Here is a 17,396-nt window from a genome sequence, read left to right as displayed (position 1 = left end):
TCCTGGTCGGTGTGAAGGGGGTAAAGAGCGCCGGCTGCCTGCGCCGAATTAACTGAACGTTACCGTTTAGTTGACGCGCAAACAAGAGGTCGGTAAGTTGCCGGCCATGACGTTGATCACGACCAAATCCAAAGGCGGCAGGCCCAGGCAAAGCCAGGCGGGCGAGGCCGAGCGTCGATTGCTGGATGCTGCGCTGCAGCGCTTTCTGGCCAAAGGCGTCGAGGGCACTTCATGCGAAGACATCGCCCGGGCGGCAGGCGCCAGCAAAGCCACTCTCTATGCGCGCTATGCCAATAAAGAGGCGTTGTTCGAAGCCGTGGTGCGGCGCCACGTAGCGACTTTGCTGGTGCCCGCCGAGGCGATTCCCGCGCTCCCGCTCCAAGGCCGCCTGAGGCATGTGGGTCATGGCATCCTCGAGCATGCGCTGCAACCCGATACCCTGGCCATGATGCGCCTGGTGATAGCCACTTCCAGTCGGGCCCCGCTGCTGGCGGCCGAAGTGAATCGAATCGGGTGGGAAGGTGGATTCACCAGAGTGCGTTCCGCCATCATGGCGGGCCCGGACCAACCCTCGGATCCTGATGCGCTGGCCCTTCAATTCATCGACTTGGTGTTCGCGCCCCATCAGCTCAGAGCGCTGCTGGGTGGAGACCGGGAGCAGCTGGTTCAAGCCATTCCCGAACGAGTGGAGTGGGGGCTGAAGTTGGTTCAAGCCGTCGGTCTGCTGGAATGAGTGTTTGGTTTCTATCGGTTCACCAAACAATGGTTCTGAACGGTAAAGAATTTTAAGTGACGGTCAATTAGCGGTAATCAGCGCAAGCACTGAATCTTTCACTATGACGGCACCCAATATCGAAGTGCAAAGTTGCCAGCGGGGTGGCATTATCCGCGCTGAATAAAAAGAACAACTGTCTTTAGTAGTGGGCTGAAACTGTTCCCATCCATCGATAGCGCTATGGCCAACTATTCAGCCTTGAATGGCCTAATCCTTGGGGGGCGGGGTCGTAGTAAGCAGCAGCCGTGACCTCTAAACCGCAATTGATCTCCAGCCTCTGACTCAGGCGACCTTCCATCGGACAACGAAAAAACAAGCAAAATAATTTGAACTTTTCGTCCGGAATAGATACCGCGAAGCAAGTAACCTATTGCGCCGATAGTGTATGAAAGGACGATTTTTTCCTAAAGTTTTTTTGCGGCAGGCCGAAGTTTAAGGCTGTAGGAATGGCATGGAGTGGCCCTCTCCTATGTGAATACCTAAAACTTCAGAGGGCGCCATGCTAAAGAACATATTAATCAACATGACCGTCAGGTCGAAGCTCGTACTCGGCTTCACCCTGGTGATCATATTCACTGTCCTTATCGCCCTCACGGGGTGGACAGGCATCTCCTCACTCAGCGAGCGAAGTGAGCGCGTGTCTGACATCGCGAAACTCACAACGCTGACGCGGGACATGCGCATCGCCCGGCTGGTCTACGGCCAGAATTCTGACGACGCCAACGCTGCCACCTGGCTAAAAGCCTATGACAACCTCGACAGTCATTTGGCGTATTTGCGCGAAATACTCGACTCCGAGCTCAATATTCCCCATGTAAAAACCGCGACCGCCGCGATGACGGTCTACAAGGGCTTTTACAACGACATCATCAATGCGACCCATACGCGCGAAGCGAGCCGAGCCGTGTCTGGCAGCGCCGCCGATGAGGCATTGGAGGTGCTGCTACGCTTGGACACGCTCTCCAATTCGCCCGAGGGCACGGCCGCACAGCGAGATGCCATCGGACAAGCGCTGACGCTTTTTCAGAAAATGCGCTTTGATGTGCGTGGGTACACCTTCACGCTAAAGCCTGACGCGCAGCAGCTGGCGAACGCTTCAATCGCTGCGGCCGTAAGCAACGCCCAATCCCTGCAAGCCGCTGGATTTCAACCCGATGCCATCAAAGGCTTTCAGGCTTCACTGAATAAATACCAGGCTGCCATTGCCCAGTTTTCGGAAGCACAGGCCGCCATTAACCAGGGCCAGGCAGGTATTACCAAAAACATCGAAGTCCTGCTGGCTTCCGCCGATCAGTTGGCGCAGAACCAGGTTTCGCTGCGTATTGAGGATGTGGGCCAAGCCAATAAGATGTTGATCATATGGCTCAGCATTGCGCTCATCATCAGCGCACTGGCTGCATGGGTCATCACCCGCCTCATCGTGGGTCCGCTTCGCGAAGCACTGCAGTTGGCTGATCGAGTCGCCAACGGCGATCTGACCTACAGCGAAGTAACGCAAAGGCGAGACGAGCTGGGCCTGCTGCAAGCCAGCATGCACAGAATGACCACCAACCTGCGACAGTTGATTGGTGGCCTGCGTGATAGCGTCACTCAGATTGCGAGCGCTGCCGAACAGTTGTCCGCAGTCACCGAGCAGACCAGCGCAGGGGTCAATAGTCAGCGAACCGAAACCGACCAAGTCGCAACAGCCATGAATCAAATGGCCGCCACGGTTCAGGAAGTGGCGAGGAACGCAGAGCAGGCGTCGGATGCGGCGGTCAGCGCCTCCAAAGAAGCCCGCGATGGTGATGCGGTTGTCGCCAAGGCAGTGCTCCAGATTGAAAAACTCGCCACAGAAGTCGGCTATTCGAAAGCCGCGATGGATGAGCTCAAGCAAGAGAGCAACAAGATCGGCGGCGTGCTCGATGTGATCAAGGCCGTTGCCGAGCAAACCAACTTGCTGGCACTCAATGCCGCCATCGAAGCCGCGCGTGCTGGCGAAGCCGGCCGAGGTTTTGCGGTGGTTGCGGATGAGGTGAGAAGCCTGGCGCAGCGCACACAAGCGTCGACCGAAGAAATTGCGACATTGATTGGTGGTCTGCACAGCCGAACCGCACAGGTTGCGACCACGCTGGAAAACAGCCGCCTTCTGACTGACAACAGCGTGGAATTGGCGCGGGATGCGGGCGCTTCGATTGGAAACATCAGTCGCTCCATTTCAACCATCGAGTCGATGAACCAGCAAATCGCCGCCTCTGCCGAAGAGCAAAGTGCCGTGGCTGAAGAGATTAATCGCAGTGTTCTCAGTGTGAGGGACATCTCTGAACAGACTGCTTCTGCCAGTGAACAGACAGCCGCCTCCAGCGTTGAGCTCGCGCGTTTGGGTGTGCATCTGCAGGGGTTGGTTAGCAAGTTTGTGGTGTAAGCGGCTGGGAAGGTGATCATCCAGTCACTGGAGGATCAGACGCCTGAACGCTTGTAGAACATCGGGCTGTCGGAGCAGGCAGCCCGATCCTCTGCCTATGAGCGCGTCACTTGAACGCACTGCACAGCGAGCGTTTACCTGGTGCGTACGGAGGCTTTTTGATAAGCCGCTTCGCCTTCTCGTTTAGCGACGGCGACTACCAAGACTACGATTTCAAGCTCGATCACCTGATACACCAGCCGGTACCCGCTGCTACGGAGTTTGATCTTGTAGCAATTAGGTAACGAATGAAGTCGATTGGCTTCGACGCAGGGATTCAGCAATACAGCTGCGAGTTTTTTCTTCAATTGCTCCCTGACTGTATCGCCGAGCTTGCGCCATTCCTTCAGCGCACGAGCATCAAACTCCAGCCTATAACTCATCCAGCGAAACCTTGACGCGCTGCGGCGCTGCAAGGCGCTCGCGCGCCACGGAGATCAACGTTTCGTCTTCTTGAGTGAGGAGGACCGGACGGAACGGGAGTTGACCACGCTCGGCCACGTACTGCAGGGCCTGGCGCATAAGGTCGGACGGAGTAACGCCTAGACGCTCCAGCTCTCGGTAGGCGCGAGCCTTGAGTTCGTCGTCGACGCGAACATTGATGGAAGCCATAAGTTGAGCCCGTAAAGACATTTGTCGTTACGTTAGACGCATCGTCCATCCTTGGCAAGGCGATGCGACGGATAGCGCGTACCTTTGAGGATGGATCTAGCGTGGAATTGAGCCGGACACCTTTACGAACGCTCAGGTACAAAAAAGCCCGCTCAAAGGCGGGCTTCTTCGTCTGTAGCGGATTTCCAGAACGCATTGCGCGAACTGGAATCAATAATGATGCCCTGACGGGATTCGAACCACCACGTTAGGTATCTGATTCCATTGGCTTGGGGTTGGGGCGTCGCGTTTAGGGATACATATCGGGATACACGGCGCGGTCGTTCAAGCCCGGAGGTGAGGTGTGAAATATACCCGCCACCGTTCAAACCTAACCGCTCACTTCACACCTCGTGGGTGGCATGCCAAGGCGTCGCTTCCACAGAAACGTGCTGAACCCTATGTGGCATCAGCCGAATACCCTTAGCCTTCGTAGGATAGAACAACGCCAAATTAATCTGGTCACCCACCGAGCTTTTGTAAATAACTCCGTCGAATCCATCCTTTTTTATAAGCTCGCACAAATATTGGCTCGGTATGTAGTCCACAGCCGCAGACCTTGGTAGGACAGGTCGGGTCAACTCCTCGCCTAGTCGCACGAGAAATTCGATATCGCCTCGGAGCGCCGCAATTTCCTCCGCGTCAGCGCATATGAACGGCGTGATCAGACTGCGCGGGTCTCTTAGGTCCGCTAGCTTTAGATCATGTGCAATTTGGAACTCCGCTACAGTGACAAATTCACCAGTATGAGGGCGAACTTCGGATACGGAGGTTAAGACATCTGATGCTACATATAGGTAGGGTATTCCCACTGGGTTTGCGCGGCCGTGCGTAGCTCTGTCTTTGGGTGGGGGGCCCATTTTATCCAATGGGTATGGCTCTTCGGACTCTTGAATTCTCGCCCTATACCATTGCTCCGGAAGTTTACCTTTGTAAAAAAGCTGTGAGACTAGGTATGAGATTCGTTCGAGGCTAATAGTTTCTTTTGGGAAGAATCTGTTTTCTTCCATTAATTCTTTGCGAAGATTCTCCCAGTTGTCCAAGTTCTGCGAGAAACATTTGCTAGACGGTGCAAATGTCATCCTAGGGACATTGCCGTCTTGAAATACCTCTGCCAGCAGATCCTTCGTATTCGCCAGGTCAAGGCAGCAGAACATGCCCCAGTCGCTTTTGAACCATTCCCCGAGTGTGGCTCCTTCATTGGCCTGAGTGTATATGCCGGTGAGCAGCTCAAAATATTCTCTCAGCTGAATAGGTTCGACCAGGGGCACATTCTTGGAATTGCAGAATGAACAGTCCCCTTCCGATTCGCCTATTTCAGGAATCACCGAGCTCAAATGGCTATCGCCAAAACAATTCGGGCAGCATTTTCTCATGATTGTTACTCGAGATAGTCAGCCAGAACTTCGATGTGATGCTTCATAGAGAGCTTTTTTATGTATCCAAGGCCAGGGAAGTGCTTTCGTTTATATAGGTCGGCGAATTCTTCGATTGCCGAAGTTCGCAGGATCTTGGAATCGGGCTCTTCTATTTTGGCGATTAACTTAGTTAGTGCCTCGTAAAATTTTCCAGCTGGATCAGTTGGGGTATCCTGTCTGTCTGATTTAAAGTGATAGATATACATTGCATTATCCATTTCAGGATCAATGAATGTTAGGTGTATCGCGACCGCATAGGCAGGGCCTCCGCCCTCTGTGTACTCGTCGCCTACGATTAAGAAGTCTCCAAAGCCGTCTACACCCTCATCTCTATAGGTGGCGTGAAGATCTGAGAAAGGCTCTATATCAGGGTATTTCCTATTCGCTTGACGCTTGAATCCGTTGCGTAGCAACACGCGCGTCCTATCGCTAAAATGTTTCTGGTAAAGCTTGCCGCAGTATTCTTCTGCGAAAACATGACAGATCTCACGCTCCCAGGTAAGTGTAGCTTCCGCTAACGCCTTAGGCTCAGTAAACCCGAAGTGAATAAAATATAGAGAGTGCGACGGGTAAGTGCTGCAAATTTGAAGTGCTTCGGACGTATCGATATTATTTGTGAGCAGAACACCAACGCAAACGTTCTGATGAGCCTTGATTTCTTCAGTCACAAATTTTTGGATCGCGTCCGAGCTTTCCGTATGGTCTCCATATGACGGATTAACGATCAGGACAGCCTCAGCACCCGATGCAGATAGAGCTTCGATTGTTCTTTTGAGGCCGCTTAGTGACTCTCTAACGGGCTCAATTATTGAGACAATATTGGCTTTGGCTAAGACGTCTGCGGATTCTTTGATTGTCAGCAGATCAAACTGTTTGCCACGGAAATATGGGTAATACATATTATCTTGCCCAATTAAGGGCCTCCCTGATTGATGTGTTCAAAGCGTCCAGCAATGTTGTTTGTTCTTTCAGATTTAAAGTTGTAGAGAGAATTGCAGCCTGTAATGATTCTGGTAGCCGTGATAGGGTCTGTGACAACGTTAGAGAGTTCCGTGACTTGCGGAGGACTCGGACCATAACGCTGTGGGTGGCTGCAGGATCCAAGGTTTGAAAAATCTCACGGACTGCCGATCTGATTTCAGTGTTGGCGACCTTTGGAGGCGTAATCCCAAAGGATTGAAGAATTTCTAGGGACTCACGGATTTGTATAGAGTCAAATATTACTACTGGAGAAACTCTTTGTGGATTTTCCGGTGCTTCCCTAACGGTAGAAATCCCAAACCTTTTGTTCAGAAGAAGCACGCCGACGTCAGTTGATGTGGTTGCAAGAACTTCGTCAGTATGGTTTTCTCCAGTAATTACGTAAACCTTGGCGAAAAATTTCTTGTAAGAGTCGAGTTGGCTTCGCAGTCGGCCTAGTTTGTCTCGTTCCGACTTTATCTCGTATGCGGTAGATGTTCCATTGAATATGGCGATATCCGCTTTGCAGTTTTCAACGCGGAATTCAGTGATCAAGGAAGCAGTGTTGAGCGAGTGCCTTCCTAGAAGAAGTTTTTTTGTGATTGCAGCTTTATACGCATACTCATGTCTGTAATTTTTTTTTCTCAGAAGAGTGAATGCGCTCTCGAAAATTGAGCTTACAGGAGCTGTGTGGCTTGCTTCATTAATTACCAATGAATCTCTGACAAGCCGGGAAAACAACGGCGACTTGCCCTTCTGAGCAAGCTCTCGAATGACGGCGGCAGAGAAAAGTCTCGCGACCGCTGACTGCTGATTTCCGTCGAGAACTTTGGTGTCCAAACTCATGAGGTTAAATCTCTTTCCCGCTGGGATTTAGGTGCTTCTCTGTGGCCTTGATCGTTAGGCGTGGCGATTGCGAGGATTCTGACATATCACCCTGTCCTCGTCCCGCAGTTTGTCGAATTCAAGCTTTGCTGAGGCCTGTCAAGCCTTCCCCGGACCGCAAATGCGTGCCCGGTAATTTTCACGAGGTCACTTCCTCAGCCCTTGCTGTCCAAACCCTCCCAGCTATGTAGGGATTTGCAGGTTTTTTGAGCTTCATAAAAGACCTACGACAGCCAGCAAAATGGCGGCATACATCGAGGTGCAGGGGCGCAGAAATAGTGACCTGTTTAGACCCCAGGTGTGGTGGGGGGACAACAGCGCGCGCCAGGTGGAGGGCGGTCCGGATGAAGGCGTTCCGGGTGCTGCACAGCGGGATGCGGATTGGCCCTGACGAGCTTCCGGATTCCGTGGTTGGCAGAGACGAACAGCGCTCAGATGAAAGGAGCTGGGGTGCCAAACGTGGGCGATCAATATTTTCGTCTCAAATGCCAAAGGGATGCGCATGCGGGGTACCAGCATGGAACTGGCTTTGATGGCCGCTCACAGTGATCGCGTGCTAGCTCCGGCGTATCGGTCACGCTATAGCAAAAACTAGAGGGGTGTTTACGGTCTGGTGCAGTAGGCTTAAGAACCCTGCAGTGGCGTATGCAGGCGTGTTCCCCTGCTAATTGGGCTTCGAGCTCACAGCCCGCACCGAATACTGCCACAGCTATACAAAAAACTTTCTCACGCTTTTCAATCTAACTGGGCAGCTGGTATTCTCAGCAGATTAATTTCCTATGGCCGCTGCCTCCTAACTTGGTGAATCAATGAAGATCGAATCAAAAGATACGGATATTGAAAGTTTGCTGGATGGCAGCTATTTCCATATTCCCCGATTTCAACGTCCCTATTCATGGGATGATGAAAACATTAATGACTTTTGGAATGATCTCGTAGCGAACAAGGGAGAAGATTATTTCATCGGGTCAATGGTAGTTTATAAAAGAAGTAAGCAGTCGTTTGGAGTGGTAGACGGTCAGCAGCGATTGACGACCACTACTATACTTCTATGCGTTTTGAGAGATGCGTTTCATGAGTTAGGGCACGTTGATTCGGCGGAGGGGCTACATCAACTAATTGAAAGGAAAGACCGAGATAACAAAAATGAGTTTGTACTCAAGACTGAAACTTCTTTTCCCTACTTTCAAGAACATATCCAAAAATTCGGCGAGCCAGAAATCAACGAGAAGCTGCTTGCTGAAGAGCTCAATTTGCGCCGAGCGCATTTGCTTTTTAAGAGGTTGGTTGGCGATTCAATTAGTGCAGTGGATAAAGATGCAACCATTCCCGAAGAGGCCAAAGCGAAAAATAAGTTCGAGAAGCTTACAGGTATTCGGGATACCATTCTGAATTTAAACTTGATTTTCGTTGTGCTCGACAATGAAGATGATGCCTACCTCATATTTGAAACTCTCAATACCCGTGGCAAAGACCTTTCGGTTAGTGACCTAGTCAAAAATCACTTCGCTAAAAACCTGAAAGCTAAAGGCACTGTTGATGCTGCGAAGATAAAGTGGGGCAATATTATGGAGACCATCCATAATTCTGCAGCTGATTTGTCCACGGATATGTTCATATACCACTATTGGGCATCTCGCTACGAAGCAGTTCCTTTGAAAAAACTTTTTCCTGTAATAAAGAAGAAAATTGTAAAAGATGTTTCGAAGGATTATCTCGATTCCCTGGTGTCAGATGCGAAACTCTATCGGTCGATACATGAGCCTTCCTACGAGTGGACAAAAAATGAAGTGCAGGCATCTCGGTCATTAGCTGCACTTCAATTATTTAAAGTCTCACAGCCTACTCCGGCGGTGCTTTCTCTAACTAGAGCGTACAGGGACGGCAAGATAAAGTTCGGTAAATATCGTGATGCGATTAGTGCAATAGAAAAGTTTCACTTTGTTTTTACAGCGGTCACGTCATCACGCTCTTCCGGCGGGATCTCCGCAATGTATTCTGCTTTCGCTCGGAAGCTTTTCGAGGCCGAAACCTCTCAAGAGGCTGGAGATGAAATTAACGAATTCATAAGTAAGCTCCGGGCGAAACGTCCATCCATTGACGAATTCACAGTGGCCTTTAAAGATATTTCGTATACGAACGCGAACTCTAAACAAAAGAATTTTGTTAGGTACATACTTAGAGCTGTGTCTGAATTCTACAATTATAAGTATCCATGCGACATGGACGACCTAACCATAGAGCATCTACATCCTCAGTCAGTGACTGCAAACGGGTGGAACGACTGGAATGTTGGACAAATCGGCAATCTAATATTTCTAGATCAGAAATTTAACGAAAAACTTAAGACGCATAAGATTGAGGACAAACTTGCCCGTCTCAAAGAAAACAATTATGTAATACCGACGGAGTTGGTTGGCATTACAACGTGGACTCCAAAGCAAGCTCTTGCTCGGACAGAATTGATAGCCAAAGCTGCATATGAAGAGGTTTGGAGATTTTAACGTCGCTGCCAGTTTTGACGCCCTGGCGCGTCGAGTTTCATCTCATAAGATAGAAATAAGCCGCTAGCAAGCGGCTTAAGGGGACTGAGCTCTCTTTGAAATCATACCTGCCTAAGCTGGAATTCCCGCCGGTAGCCATCGGATAGAGGCATTGAGCCCCCGGTTGCTCGCAATCGGTTAAGGCCGACTAGGCTGGTGGCGATGATTTCGCCGGGTACGGCAGATGGCAAATTGGCGACAGCTTCGGCTGGTGCCCTTGGTGTCTGCTTGAGCAGGCGTAAGAGCCGGACAGAAAACTTGCGCCAAGCGTCGTAGGTCACATCTTGCATATTAACGGGCGCTGTAGGTTGCTCGACTGCTCTTGTAGCCGCCATGCATTGGGCCTCGCATATGCTATAGGCCGAGCGTGCAATAGATAAAAACAACTCGTCGCCCATAAGTGTCTCCAACCGTCCTTCAAGATCTGAGGAATTGATGCTTGTAGCTCTGGACGTGAGCTCGAACCGCGCCTCCGCCATTGCGACTATAGCCTCTTTGACGAGCTCCCCCCTTGCCTCCGCTGTCATGCGGATCACCTGAGCCTGCTGTTTAGCTTGGATACTTCGCTCAATCTCAGAGTTGATCTTGCGCTGGTCTGCGTGCTGTTGCGTTGCCAACTGTTTCCATTGTGAATTGCTTGCTTCAGCTTCGGCCTCCAAAGCTTCAGCCACCGATACCAAGCGATTGGTTTCTGCCGATATCTCTAAGAACCGGTTTTGTGTCGCCTGATAGGCCGCTCGCTCGGTTTCAAAAGTTGCGAGGGCAACCGCCATCGAATCCGAAAAGATTTCGGAATTGGTTTTTGTCTCAGTCATGCGGTGTCTCCGTCGAAGAAAGGCCGGCGAGTGCCGGCTAGATTGCAGCCGTGAACGCACAGGGAGAACCTGTGTCATCTCTATCAGTTAGTCGCGTAGATCAATTTGTTTTAGGTCTGTCAATGGAAAAGGCTCATCCCCCCCTTGTTCACATGACTGAATTCAAAATTCCCGGGAACACGGGAATGCGGGATCAAGCCCCAGAAACCGGGCCTCTTAGAGGTATTAGTTGTTCCCCGCGTTTTTTCACTGGGAACAAGGTAAGCAGGAAGGGTCTTTATTAAGCAGAGTTGTGTTCCCTTGTTCCCACTCTCTAGTCTTATTAGGGAACGCTGTAAGCCACGGCATTGCTGGGTCGTTCCCGCCGTTCCCGTGTTCCCGCTGAGAAATGCGCTCGGCAGATAGCGGTGTGCGACCAAGTTCATTGACTTTCCCCTTCACTTTCCAGCAGGTCGGGGTCAATTACATAGAAACGGGAACTCCCACCGCCTGGCGTGCGCTGCTTTTTCATCCATCGCTTGCCGCTGGCTTCTTGGTCAAACTTGACCAGTGCCTCTACGCCGACCAGAGCGCGCACGATCCTCTCCCTGCCGAAGCCGGAGGCTGCCTCTAGTAGGGCAGGAGCGTTGAACAGGTACAGTCGCTTATCGAACTCCACCTCGTAGTATCCAGCTCGGTCCCGGACAGTGATGTTCGCGTGTTGGGCATGCACATCTGAAAAACGACTATCGCCATGCGAAGCGATGAAGTTCGCAATGCCTCGCAAGATCTGGCGATCTTCGGCGTTGCCATCCCCCATACGTGTTAGCCATTCGTTGAACAATTGTCGACATGCGCTGGTGGCCGAGCCTGCAGGCCAGCTGACCAGATTATGTTCAATGGCTAATTCCCCCGCTAACGCCATGATGGCGAACCGATCAGCCACCCGGCCGGCCTGTGAGCTTTCTGTTTCGAATGCAGTACGCACTTTGGCAAAGGCGGTGTACAGGTCCGTTGGCTTCTCAATCAAAGCCTCCACGAATGCGGGGCCGAGATGGCCGTAATGTTGCGTAACGGCATCACTGAGAACACGGTGAAATTCTTGCCCGGTTTTTCCGTGCACATTGTCGAAGGCGCGATGGCTTCGCGTTCCTGCATTCACATCGACCATGCGGAGCTCGGCGCCGGCATGCGCACCGTTGCCGCCGATGGCGGCATGTTCGGACAATGAACGTTCGCCACTAGAAAGGGCGAGCACGCGCCAAGTCAATTTGGCGCGACCTTCGCGTTCGCGAGTCATGGTGCTTTTGCCCATGCCGTTAGCGATGGCATAGGCCATTTCCTGAACACGCTTTGGGTCGGCGCGCTTGATTTCATCCAGAATCAAGACGGTGTCATTGCGCGATGCCGCCTCGATCTCAACCCCGCCTTTGGACACATCCCAAGAGGCAGCAAAAGCGCCAGGATCGCCCCACACGGACGCTGCTAGAAGCTGCGCCAACGATTTGCCGCTGGACGAGTCACCGACCAGATGAATGCCCCCACCGTTGACACCAACCTTGACTAGTAATGGGCCAGCCAAGGCGCAGCATACCGATAGGATTAGTACCGGGTTGCCGAGGCACAGTGGTGCGATTTCGGATTGCCAAGTTTCAAGCGTGCCTTTGCAGGTGAAAAGGTTCGCTGATCGACCGGAGCTCTGATATCGCACGTTGTCGCCGCCAATGACTCGGGATGGCAGAACAAACGCCCCAGACTCATGCCAGCCTGGCTTAGTGGTGGTAGCGATGATCAGCGCGGGTGCATGGTGGCTCGCCAGATACGGCGCCACGTGGCGCCGATGGTGGTATTCGATGGTTAACCCTTGGCGCATCAACGCTTTCATTACGTCGTCAGCTTTGCCCGCAAGCGCTTCCATTGGCATGACCCATTCGATGCGTCGGCCACGGTAGTGGAAGCTCAATAGACGGCCTATGCTGCCGTCGTCAGTGTTCACCGTCTCTGCTTCCACATACAGCGGTGCGCAGATCCAGTGATCAACCTCGATTGCCTTTTCGTCCGGGCCGCTTTGCTTGATGCCGTGATACCAGGTCCCAGCTTTGTATTGTTTACCCTCGATGTAAGAGGCGTGCGCGTATACCGCGAAGCGGGGCCGCTCAAGCTTGTCTGGTGCGGGTGCTGTAGGTTGGCCGACCAGACTCAGTTCGGTCTTGCCCTCATGACGGTCACTCATGACTGAATCTTCTTGTGTTGGCTGCGCCATAAGTGCAAATCGTTGAAGTCGGAAAGGTCTTTGTGAGCGTCTGCAGGCCACTCGGGAAATAGCACCATTGCGCCGGCAGCATTAGCTGCTCGGTTGGCAGCGATACGCCCGGGGTTTCCCAGTGTTTGACGATCGTCATCACCAGCAATGACGAGCTCGACGCTTTGCCCGTAGCGTTCACGCATCGCCATGGCGACTGCTTTGAGATTGCCTGCGTTCATCGCGCAAACGACTGGGCTGTCAGTGTGAATATGCAAAGTGGCCCCAGTCGCCCAGCCTTCGCAGATGTACAGCCGGCAGCCATCACTGATTTTGCCCAAAGGTGAGTAGCAGGACTGAACTCGACCTCCCGCAAGGAAGCGCTTTACACCATGGGCGTTGATGATTTGCAGATTGACCAAGCGGCCCTCGCAGCAAAGTGGCACGAGTAGTCGCCCTTGGCTCAACTGACGCAGATTCAACGGCTGAACACCCTTAGCCTGTAGGTAGTTGTGTTGCCGGTCGGCGGGCTTAGCCATTCGCCATAGCTCAGCCGCTTGGAGGGCGACGTCTGAGTGTTTTTTCTGCAGACGCTCCCTTTCAATTTGACTGGCTACCCGACGGGCTTCCTCGCTCGCCTTAATGCGTTTTGTAAGCCGTTGTGTGTCCATGTTCGTTGAGCTGAATAGACCTAGGGAAAGTCGTTGATCTATTTCTTGAGCTGCCTCCACCTGACGGCACCCGCGTAAATAAGCAAGCAGCGACACCAGGTCACCGCCATGGGCAGCGTTGTCTGCGAAATCATTCCACCGACCACTGTCAATCGAGACACCAAAAGAGCCGGCGTGGCGATCCCCTCTTGTGGTGTTGCGTGCGACCCATTCCTTGCCGCTGCGCGTACCTTCTGGCAGCCACTCAAGTAATAGGATTTCAGCTGAGCCGAGGGCATGAGAGGCGACCTGCCGAATGAGATCTAACGTGCTGGGCTTACTCATCATTCAGGTCCTCAACAGATTGTTGAGATTCCGCCGAAACAACCGATATGGTTTCCTCACCTGCGGCGTCGATCTGAACCTGGCCGGCTGTGGAGGATGCTCGGAGACGTTGCTCCAGGCGCAGCAAAAATGCTTCCCGGAAAGGAGTACGAACACTGCCAGGCATCCGCTCCATCCAGTTATTCAGAAGATCCACCAAGGAGTGTGAAAGCGGCTCTGCAAGCCACTGCTCTGCCTCTGTAGCAGCTGCAGTGACGGCCTCTTGATAAGCCACCGGATGACGGGTCGTGATGGATGGCTGACCATCGGCGGCGGGTAGGATGGCGCAACGAAGCTCAGGCGACATGACCAGCGCCCTCTCGTTTAGCCGCGTGGTGAGCGGCTTTGAACAGGTCACTCGCGTCCTCTAACAGCAGATAAGCGGCGTCGGCGAATTTGCTTAATTCTTCGGCGTGTGCGGTCGTCATCTTGATTGAGGCGAGGCTTGATACGAGCCCTTTGGCAACGCTCAGGCGTTGCTCGGCGCACTCTTGCAGGTCGCGGTATGGAGCGCTTGTGTCGACGAGTAAAACAGGCGTTTCAGACGGGTTGGTGGTAAGTGGCGAGAGGTTAACCATTGCGCACCCCTGTCGTGACGGCGGCGGCTAAAAGGGAGCGCAACACTGCGATAGGCACGCCGTCCACGTGCAATTGTCCAGCGCGCTCTGCGTCGTAAATCGCTGCGACTAGGTCCGCTTGGGTAGAGCCACTGCTGTTCAGGCTGTCGAGGGCGTTTAGGGTGTCTCGTAAGGAACTTTCAGGTAGGGGCATCCCTGGCTTGCTGTTACTTACCGCGCTGATAAATTTCGCGAGAGCCTTGGGTAGGTTAGACATGACGCACCTCCTTGGAAGGTGCAGCCTCTGATGCCGCGATGCGTGAGAGCTCCATGTGATGGTTATAACGGGAGAGACGAGTTGCTAGGGATGAGTTTGCGTGAAGCGCCGCGAAGGCCATAGCCTTGTGTGCGGCAACGCGAATGGAAGGTGCGGACGGATTGCGGGCGTGCAGAAACGTCATGGGTATAGCTCCTAGAGTTGAGGAGCTGCCACGGTTCGCCGTCAAACGAATTAGGGTGGCAGCCGTGCGCAGGTTGACGGACCGGGACTCTAGGCACCCGGCAGACCCGAAGGTCTCCCGCGCACAGCCGCCATAACACGGAACAGCAGGCACAAAAAAAGCGCCTGCGGTCATATGGTGGGCGCTTATGCGCCTAGAGTTGAACGGGCCGTCAAACCCGGTCGCTGAATTTGCAGCGACTGCCGAACTATAAGGCAGCATCCCTCGATGATGCAAGCTCGACCGGCGCGCCAATTGGCTCGCGAATGGAGTTCGCATGCTATGCTTTGGGGTGTGTGTAGAGAGGTAATTGGCCCTGGTAGCGTTGGCGCGCTTTCCGGGGCTTTGTCTTTTCTGAAGCATGCAAAACTCCTGTCCGCCCGGCGCGGAGCCAAGCAGCGTGATTCTTGATTTGAATTGATTCGGCAAACGTTTAGTTCGAACGGTTTGCTCTTGTCTGATTACGCTCGGCTAATCGCTCAGCGATCCATTGGTCAACTTCCGCTTCCAGCCAAGCCACACTATTGGCGCCGATCGGCATCGGGTGGGGGAAGGTGCCGGCACGAATGTCCGCATAGATAGCTGCGCGGCTCTTGCCCGTCTTTTGCTCAACTTCGCGCCGACGAAGCAGGCGGTTACCAAGTTCAAGGCGCTGTACGGTTAGGAATGGTTTCGGTGTAAACCGGTTCATGCGCGGAGCTCCCGCGCGCGGATCCGGCCCTGAATCCAAGCTTGTACCTCACTCAATACGAAGGCCACAGGGGCGTTCCGCGCTTCGCTATCGCTGAGCTTTACGGGCCTGGGGAAGGACGGGTCGCGTTTGAGCATCTTGTAAACGGTTGGACGCGCTAAGCCGGTTAGCTGCTGAAGTTCGGACATGCGAACCAGTGCAATTGGGGCATCATCTCGACGAGCTCCAAGCTGACTCATGACCGATTCTCCTGGCTGCCGTTGGCCTGGGCGGCTCGAACGGGTTCCTCGCGTTCGGTTGGTAGGCCAAGGACTACCAGCACCCCGCGGCGAATGGCGCTGGGCGCATAGGGCAGTCGAATTTCAGCGTTAGGCTGACTTGGCGGGCTCAGGCGATGAGTGATCTCATCAATCCCAGCAAAGGTGGCGCCGCACACCGCGTTCTTGCAGACGAGGAATGTTTTAGAGAGCAGCAAGTGCTCACTGTTAGAGCTGCGCTTCAACAGCGGTGTGCCGCAATCAGGGCACGGGCGTTTTACCTGCAGGGGGGATTTGGGTTTAGTGCTGGCTGTCATGAGCGTCAGGCTTCCGAATCTGGATTGCCCAAGCATCACTGATCTCGCCCAAGACTGAAATTCAACAAGGTTGTGAGCGCTGCGGCTACAGGTGGCTAGGCCGTTGTCGCGTGGTGCGAAAACCATCATGCCACTCCTTCACTGCAGCAGAGGTTGGACTGCAGCCAGGTCGCAATATCGTGATCACGATAGCGGACAAGGCGGCCAACTTTCACATAGGGGAGTGTGCTGCGTCCTTTACTGCGCCAGGCGGCCAGTGTTCGAGTAGAAACGCCCAAAACGTGCGCTGCATGTTCGGGCGTCAGGAGCTCGGCGCTGTGCGCTAGTGAGCGATGTCGATGCATCTTCTTCTCCGTAGGTCTATCTGTGACTACGGGGTGAAGGTTGCCAAGTGCGTAAATGTACGGGTGAAACTTCCAATTTCCAAAATTGGATTTGCAGCTTATTCGAGCTCCCGGAGCGCCTTGGTAAGCAGCTTTGAAAAACCTGCACCTTTGAAATTATGTCCCTCCAAACGAAGCTCCCCAGCCATCACCGCCAGTGCTTGTGAGATGCGAGACACATTAGGGGAGCCCCCTTTCACATAGCGCCTTTTACCGCTCTCGATCTGCTCATGGGCGTCCAGTTGCTTACCTAAATCCGCTATCAGGTGGGCCGCAAGTCCCAATGCCCGTAGAAGGGGTTCGGTTTTACCTTCCGGTTCGTCGGGTGACTGTGGCAGCGGTAGGTCCGAATCGGGATAGTCGCTCCACTTCACGGAACTACGGGCCAAAGGAATAGGGTCTATAACGCCATTGGTCGTGAGATAACCGATGCTTAACTCATGGGGCGGCCGCGCTCCAGGCATAGGGAGATCTGCGTGGATCTGCTGCAGGTCCGAGAGATGAATCAGTACCTCAAACCCGCCGTCGATAATGCTTCTGGGCAGATCATCATCGCCGAGACGGTAGCAGCCATATGCTCCAGATTCCTCTTGAGGATATGCGCTCAGACCAACCATTCCGGAAGCTTTTTTGTTCTGAGCTGAGGAGTAGAAGATTCCAAAGTTTCGAATTGGAATTGGTCCGTCAACCAGAGAGATAGGCTCGCACCCACTCAAATCGAGTCGTACAAACGCCTCAATCACGGGATTCACATAGGGCAGATCCTGCGCTACTCGGTACAACGCGATCTGCGCGTCATCGGTAGGCCAATAATGAACTGGCACGCGCCCTTTTAATGCGAGCCGAAAGACCGAGTGTTCGCTGTAGCTGCTGCGTGTGGCTTCAGAAAGCCAGGCGGCTGCCTCTTCAAAGTTCAGCCACTCCTTGAAAGCATAAATGCCCATGG

19 protein-coding genes and 1 pseudogene are annotated in these 17,396 nt (G+C 53.2%); 4 read left to right on the top strand and 16 right to left on the bottom strand.

Annotated elements, in window-relative coordinates; all coding sequences use genetic code 11:
- Positions 1-106 precede the first annotated feature (106 nt).
- From SLW75_RS20920 to SLW75_RS20910, 3 genes and pseudogenes are all read left to right on the top strand, one after another.
- Positions 107-733: a TetR/AcrR family transcriptional regulator gene (locus SLW75_RS20920; RefSeq protein ID WP_192135846.1), complete on the top strand. Its 627-nt coding sequence runs from the start codon at positions 107-109 to the stop codon at positions 731-733.
- A 541-nt stretch (positions 734-1,274) separates the two neighbouring features.
- Positions 1,275-2,324: pseudogene (locus SLW75_RS20915) on the top strand (methyl-accepting chemotaxis protein); the annotation flags it as partial.
- Entirely contained in the window at positions 2,307-3,179 is an 873-nt protein-coding gene (locus SLW75_RS20910) for a methyl-accepting chemotaxis protein (protein WP_410935364.1), read from the top strand. The pseudogene SLW75_RS20915 and the gene SLW75_RS20910, both read left to right, overlap by 18 nt.
- 134 nt (positions 3,180-3,313) lie before the next feature.
- Here SLW75_RS20910 and SLW75_RS20905 read toward each other — a convergent pair whose 3' ends face one another.
- The 5 genes from SLW75_RS20905 to SLW75_RS20885 form a co-directional block, all read right to left on the bottom strand.
- Complete coding sequence (locus SLW75_RS20905) at positions 3,314-3,601, bottom strand: type II toxin-antitoxin system RelE family toxin (protein WP_410935345.1); 288 nt, start codon at positions 3,599-3,601, stop codon at positions 3,314-3,316.
- Complete coding sequence (locus SLW75_RS20900; RefSeq protein ID WP_410935344.1) at positions 3,591-3,830, bottom strand: type II toxin-antitoxin system RelB/DinJ family antitoxin; 240 nt, start codon at positions 3,828-3,830, stop codon at positions 3,591-3,593. The genes SLW75_RS20905 and SLW75_RS20900 overlap by 11 nt, the downstream gene beginning before the upstream one ends.
- 383 nt (positions 3,831-4,213) lie before the next feature.
- On the bottom strand, positions 4,214-5,197 hold the full coding sequence (locus SLW75_RS20895; protein ID WP_410935343.1) for an RES family NAD+ phosphorylase: 984 nt from the start codon (positions 5,195-5,197) through the stop codon (positions 4,214-4,216).
- 53 nt (positions 5,198-5,250) lie between these two features.
- Entirely contained in the window at positions 5,251-6,186 is a 936-nt protein-coding gene (locus tag SLW75_RS20890) for a sce7725 family protein (RefSeq protein WP_410935342.1), read from the bottom strand.
- Between the two features lies 1 nt (position 6,187).
- Complete coding sequence (locus SLW75_RS20885) at positions 6,188-7,093, bottom strand: sce7726 family protein (RefSeq protein WP_410935341.1); 906 nt, start codon at positions 7,091-7,093, stop codon at positions 6,188-6,190.
- 848 nt (positions 7,094-7,941) lie between these two features.
- Between SLW75_RS20885 and SLW75_RS20880 the strand changes: the two genes are divergently transcribed.
- Complete coding sequence (locus tag SLW75_RS20880) at positions 7,942-9,636, top strand: DUF262 domain-containing protein (RefSeq protein ID WP_410935340.1); 1,695 nt, start codon at positions 7,942-7,944, stop codon at positions 9,634-9,636.
- A 101-nt stretch (positions 9,637-9,737) separates the two neighbouring features.
- Here SLW75_RS20880 and SLW75_RS20875 read toward each other — a convergent pair whose 3' ends face one another.
- From SLW75_RS20875 to SLW75_RS20825, 11 genes are all read right to left on the bottom strand, one after another.
- Positions 9,738-10,490, bottom strand: coding sequence for a hypothetical protein (locus SLW75_RS20875; protein WP_410935339.1), 753 nt, complete (start codon positions 10,488-10,490; stop codon positions 9,738-9,740).
- 421 nt (positions 10,491-10,911) lie between these two features.
- Positions 10,912-12,702: a DUF927 domain-containing protein gene (locus SLW75_RS20870; protein WP_410935338.1), complete on the bottom strand. Its 1,791-nt coding sequence runs from the start codon at positions 12,700-12,702 to the stop codon at positions 10,912-10,914.
- Complete coding sequence (locus SLW75_RS20865) at positions 12,699-13,706, bottom strand: toprim domain-containing protein (protein ID WP_410935337.1); 1,008 nt, start codon at positions 13,704-13,706, stop codon at positions 12,699-12,701. Before SLW75_RS20865 ends, SLW75_RS20870 begins: the two co-directional genes overlap by 4 nt.
- Entirely contained in the window at positions 13,699-14,052 is a 354-nt protein-coding gene (locus tag SLW75_RS20860) for a LasR-specific antiactivator QslA (RefSeq protein ID WP_410935336.1), read from the bottom strand. Before SLW75_RS20860 ends, SLW75_RS20865 begins: the two co-directional genes overlap by 8 nt.
- On the bottom strand, positions 14,042-14,323 hold the full coding sequence (locus SLW75_RS20855) for a hypothetical protein (protein WP_410935335.1): 282 nt from the start codon (positions 14,321-14,323) through the stop codon (positions 14,042-14,044). Before SLW75_RS20855 ends, SLW75_RS20860 begins: the two co-directional genes overlap by 11 nt.
- Before the next feature lie 248 nt (positions 14,324-14,571).
- A complete protein-coding gene (locus tag SLW75_RS20850; protein WP_410935363.1) occupies positions 14,572-14,754 on the bottom strand; it encodes a hypothetical protein in 183 nt (60 codons plus the stop codon).
- A gap of 481 nt (positions 14,755-15,235) precedes the next feature.
- Positions 15,236-15,493, bottom strand: coding sequence for a helix-turn-helix transcriptional regulator (locus SLW75_RS20845; protein WP_410935334.1), 258 nt, complete (start codon positions 15,491-15,493; stop codon positions 15,236-15,238).
- Entirely contained in the window at positions 15,490-15,681 is a 192-nt protein-coding gene (locus SLW75_RS20840; RefSeq protein WP_410935362.1) for a helix-turn-helix transcriptional regulator, read from the bottom strand. Before SLW75_RS20840 ends, SLW75_RS20845 begins: the two co-directional genes overlap by 4 nt.
- Before the next feature lie 47 nt (positions 15,682-15,728).
- Positions 15,729-16,196 (bottom strand): ogr/Delta-like zinc finger family protein, encoded by a 468-nt coding sequence (locus tag SLW75_RS20835; protein ID WP_410935333.1) that lies wholly within the window; start codon positions 16,194-16,196, stop codon positions 15,729-15,731.
- Positions 16,193-16,411, bottom strand: coding sequence for a helix-turn-helix domain-containing protein (locus SLW75_RS20830; RefSeq protein ID WP_410935332.1), 219 nt, complete (start codon positions 16,409-16,411; stop codon positions 16,193-16,195). Before SLW75_RS20830 ends, SLW75_RS20835 begins: the two co-directional genes overlap by 4 nt.
- A gap of 98 nt (positions 16,412-16,509) precedes the next feature.
- A complete protein-coding gene (locus SLW75_RS20825) occupies positions 16,510-17,394 on the bottom strand; it encodes a hypothetical protein (RefSeq protein WP_410935331.1) in 885 nt (294 codons plus the stop codon).
- Positions 17,395-17,396 lie beyond the last annotated feature (2 nt).

Source organism: Pseudomonas sp. W5-01 (genome assembly GCF_046540435.1).
GTDB lineage: Bacteria > Pseudomonadota > Gammaproteobacteria > Pseudomonadales > Pseudomonadaceae > Aquipseudomonas > Aquipseudomonas graminis_B.
The sequence above is the reverse complement of the archived record's forward strand: the minus strand, read 5'-3'. Positions and strand labels throughout refer to the sequence as shown.